Annotated in this window: 1 protein-coding gene; it reads right to left on the reverse strand. The window is 56.3% G+C overall.

What is annotated here, in order from left to right; genetic code table 11:
• Positions 1-31: 31 nt before the first annotated feature.
• Entirely contained in the window at positions 32-3,475 is a 3,444-nt protein-coding gene (locus VGE80_RS15075; RefSeq protein ID WP_373649910.1) for a pyruvate carboxylase, read from the reverse strand.
• Positions 3,476-4,624: the final 1,149 nt, after the last annotated feature.

Below are 4,624 nucleotides of genomic sequence, written 5' to 3' on the forward strand. Positions count from 1 at the left end.
CATTCGGCGCACTGACTCGATGAAACGAGGTTCACTCTAGTGTCAGCAGCAGATCACCGGCCGCCACCTGCATCCCTCGTTTGACCAGCACCTGACCAATCTTTCCATCCCGATCCGCGGTGAGATTCGTTTCCATCTTCATCGCTTCCAGACTCAACAGCTTCTGGCCCTTGGTGACGTTGTCACCCGGCTGGACAGCGATTGTGGAAATCATCCCTGGCATGCTGGCTCCGATGTGGCAGGGGTTCGACGAATCTGCCTTGAGATTCGATGAGCCCTTCGGTTCCAGCGACTTATCAACCACGGTCACGTCACGCGGCTGGCCGTTCAGTTCGAAGAAGACGGTGCGTTTGCCGTCGGGATGTGGATCACTGATCGACAGGAACTTAACGATCAGTCGCTTACCCGGTTCAATGTCGAATGCAATCTCTTCGCTCGGTGTCTGACCATAGAAGAAGACCGGTGTCGGCAGACAGCTCGTATCGGAGTTCAACTGCTGATGAGCAACAAATTCCTCATACACTTTCGGATAGAGCAGCCACGTCACGATCTCGCGGTTGGTCGGTTCCCGTTTGATCACCTGCCGGACCTTTTCTCCCGCGGCCGCGAAATCCGCCGGCAGCAGGCTTTCACCGGGTCGTCCCGTCACCAGCGGCCTGTCACGCAGAATTCGACGGCGTACGGCCAGCGGGAAGCCACCGGGTGGCTGGCCCATTTTTCCACTGATCAGGTCGATCACACTTTCCGGGAACGACAGGTCTTTGGACTCGTTCAGAATATCTTCCGAACTCAGGTTATTCGCGACCATAAACAGGGCCATATCCCCAACACTCTTGGAACTGGGTGTCACCTTGACGATGTCACCGAAGAGCTGGTTGACCTCGGCGTAGACCTGGCAAACCTCGGGCCAGCGGTCGGCAAGACCCAGGGCTTTGGCCTGCTGATACAGGTTTGTGTACTGTCCCCCGGGCATCTCGTGCTGATAGAGATCCGCGGTCGCAGGCAGCATGACCGTCTCGAACGGCTGATAGTACTGCCGCACGACTTCCCAGTACCGGGCGAGTGCATCGAGGTACTCGGTCTTCAGACCTGGATTTCGGTCAGAGAATCGGACCGCCTCGACAAGCGCGTTGAGGTTCGGTTGAGACGTTCCACCGGACATCGGAGCCAGTGCTGCATCCGCGATATCCAGTCCCGCATCGCTTCCCATCAGGATCGACGCCGCCTGAATCCCTGCGGTGTCATGCGTATGGAAGTGAATCGGTATACCGACTTCCTGCTTTAACGTCTTGACCAGCAAGGCTGCGGCGGCCGGCTTACACAAGCCCGCCATATCCTTGATGGCAAGAATATGAGCCCCCCCTTTTTCCAGTTCTTTGGCCAGATTGACGTAATACTTGAGGTCATACTTGGGCCGGGATGGATTGAGGATATCACCGGTGTAGCAGATGGCCGCCTCACAGAGTTTCCCTGATTCGCAGACCGCATCCATGGCGACACGCATGTTCGGTGCCCAGTTCAGCGAGTCGAATACGCGGAAGATATCCATCCCCGCCGCGGCGGCTTCTTTCACGAACTCGACCACGATGTTGTCGGGATAATTCGTGTAGCCGACCGCATTCGATGCCCGCAGCAGCATCTGGAACAGAATGTTCGGGATTCGCTCACGCAGTTGAGTCAGCCGGTCCCACGGGCATTCTTTATTGAAACGCATCGCCGTATCGAAGGTCGCACCACCCCACATCTCGAGTGAGAAGAATTGCGGACAAAGACGTGCATAGGCGTCGGCGATATTCAGCAGATCCACAGTCCGGAACCGTGTTGCCAGCAGTGACTGGTGGGCATCGCGCATCGTCGTATCGGTGATCAGCAACGGCTTCTGAGCCAGGATCCATTCCGAAAACTTCTTCGGCCCCAGTTCAAGAAACTTGTCGCGAGTCCCTTTCGGGATGGGCGTATTGCGATCAATCACGGGCAATGGGGCAGGGGAGCGGTCGACCTTGGTCGCCGCCACTGCGTGGACCTTACCCGTATTCAGAATGGTATCGGCGAGGAAGGTGAGCAGTTTCGTCGCGCGGTCTTTTCGCGGCGCGAACTGAAACAGTTCTGGCGTTTCGTCAATGAATCGAGTGGTGAAGGCCCCATTGATGAATTTGGGGTGAGTCATCACTTTGATCAGGAACGGGATATTGGTCTTCACGCCCCGGATACGGAACTCTTGCAGCACTCGCTCCATCCGTGCTGCCGCATCGCCGAACCGGCGGCCCCGCACCGAAACTTTCACCAGCAACGAGTCATAGAACGGGTTGATGATTGCTCCGGAGAACGCGTTTCCTCCATCCAGCCGAACGCCTGCTCCCCCTGCGGCGCGGTAGTGAGAAACCCGACCATAGTCAGGCATGAAGTTGTTGCCGGGATCTTCCGTTGTCACTCGACATTGAATGGCGTAACCGTTCGTCTTGATTTCGCTCTGCGCCCCCAGGTTGATTTCCGGATCGGAAAGGGGCGTTCCCTGGGCGATCAGGATCTGGGACTTCACAATGTCGATTCCGGTTACTTCTTCCGTAACGGTGTGCTCGACCTGAATCCGGGGATTGACCTCGATGAAGTAGAAGTCGTTCTTGGCCGTGTCGTAAAGGAACTCAACCGTCCCCGCATTTTCGTAGCCGACGGCCTTACCAATTTTGATCGCCGCTTCACAGATCCGGTTACGGATCCCTTCATCCAGGAACGGTGCCGGCGCGATCTCAACGACTTTCTGATGTCGCCGCTGAACCGAACAGTCGCGTTCAAAGAGGTGAACCAGATTCCCGTGCCGGTCACCGAGTAACTGCACTTCGATGTGTCGCGGCTGCTGAATGTACTTCTCGACAAAAATGTCAGGCGAACCGAACGCTGACATCGATTCTCGCTGCGCCTGATCGAACAGGCCGGGAAGATCCTCAGGGTGCATGACCACTCGCATCCCGCGTCCGCCCCCACCGTTGGCAGCTTTGAGGATGACAGGATAACCGGTCGCTTCCGCCAGTCTCCGACCATCTTCGACATCGGCGATGGGTGTTGAACTTCCCCCGAGAACGGGAACCCCCGCAGCTCGAGCAATCTCACGAGCCGTGATCTTGTTTCCCAGCGACTCCAGCACTTTGACCGAGGGACCCACAAAGACAATCCCCGCCTCTTCACAAGCGGTGGCGAGTGCAGGGTTCTCTGAGAGAAATCCATAACCGGGATGAATCGCGTCGACGTTCGCCTGCTTGGCGATCTGGATAATTGCGGGGATGTCGAGATAGGCCCGAATCGGTTCACCGGGTTCCCCGATCTGGTAAGCCTCATCGGCCTTGAACCGGTGCAGAGCATACCGATCTTCGTAGGTATAGATGGCAACAGTCCGGATCCGCAGCTCATGAGCAGACCGACAGACACGAATGGCGATCTCGCTACGATTGGCGATCAACAGCTTCTGAATGGGCTTCATGCGAATCAGTTCTCTACTTTGGGAGCGGACAAAGCGGTCGGTCCAAAAGAATACAAGACGAGTCTTCAACCCCGCAATTGATCGGCAAACCAATGTCACTGCGCCCTGCGTTTCCTTGAATCCTGAAAGGAAACTCGGTCAGCAGCACCGCACCACCAAAAGGGGCGCCGGCCCACCAGCACCCATGGCTCGTCAGCCGGGCTCTCCAGAAGGCAAAGAACGAGAGATTTTTCCCCGTCCGGGCTCTGCGACGCGACCAGGATCGCGCCCAGGCACTGGGAAAGCCTGCCGAGCACTTCTCGATCGCGATCCACAAAAACCATCGCCACAAAGCCTACAATCACCCCAGGCATCCGAAACCAACTCATTTCGCCCGTTTCTCGCTCACTACCTCTCCAGCGGCGCAGCGAGAGGGAATTGCCCGAAGTGCAATTCAAAATCCGCGGGGGAAAAATTTGAGTTGAGCGACATGAGCAAGTTGAGCAACTTCAACGGAAACCCGCTGTTTTCAGGTCCTCGCAGCACATTCAAAGTTGCTCAAATTGCACAACTTCCAAACCCGAATTGAGCAACTTCCAAATCGATCGTTCGACAGTGCAATTGTTCCGCAAAAGTCATTTGTCATGCGCTCGTTCAACACAAAGCCGACGTCCTTGAACGAGAAGATAAAACAAACACATATTTCCGTCAAGATTTTTACTGCACATCGCGAGCAACAATCCGCTGAGCATGGCTGGCGCTCGTGTCACCTGCTCCGTCAACGTACGCTCGACAACTGCGATTCATTCTCCGTAAGTCGATGCCCAGGTATCGAGAGGTTCACGATTTCAGACTGCAACGGAAAGAGGAAAAGAAGTCGCGCGGCGGGCTGTCTTACAGGCCAGCTTTCGATGTTGGCGTGGTGGGTCGCTGAGGGCTACAACTGGAGGCGATTTTCTGGCGGTGAGTGCTTGGGGACATCATTCATTTGGAAGGTAGTGGACCGGTGCCTGTCAAAGCGGTGCGCGAAGAAGAGCGAGGACGGGATTCACTCACGAATGGCCGCGCCGGATCGGCCGTCCCTCAGGACCTCCCTTTCTGGGCAGTTCCTGTGGAGAAGGTACTGACACTGCTCGGGTCTTCTGAGGACGGGATCAGTCAGGCAGAGGC

Origin of the sequence: Schlesneria sp. (genome assembly GCF_036405755.1) — a bacterium.
GTDB lineage: Bacteria > Planctomycetota > Planctomycetia > Planctomycetales > Planctomycetaceae > Schlesneria > Schlesneria sphaerica.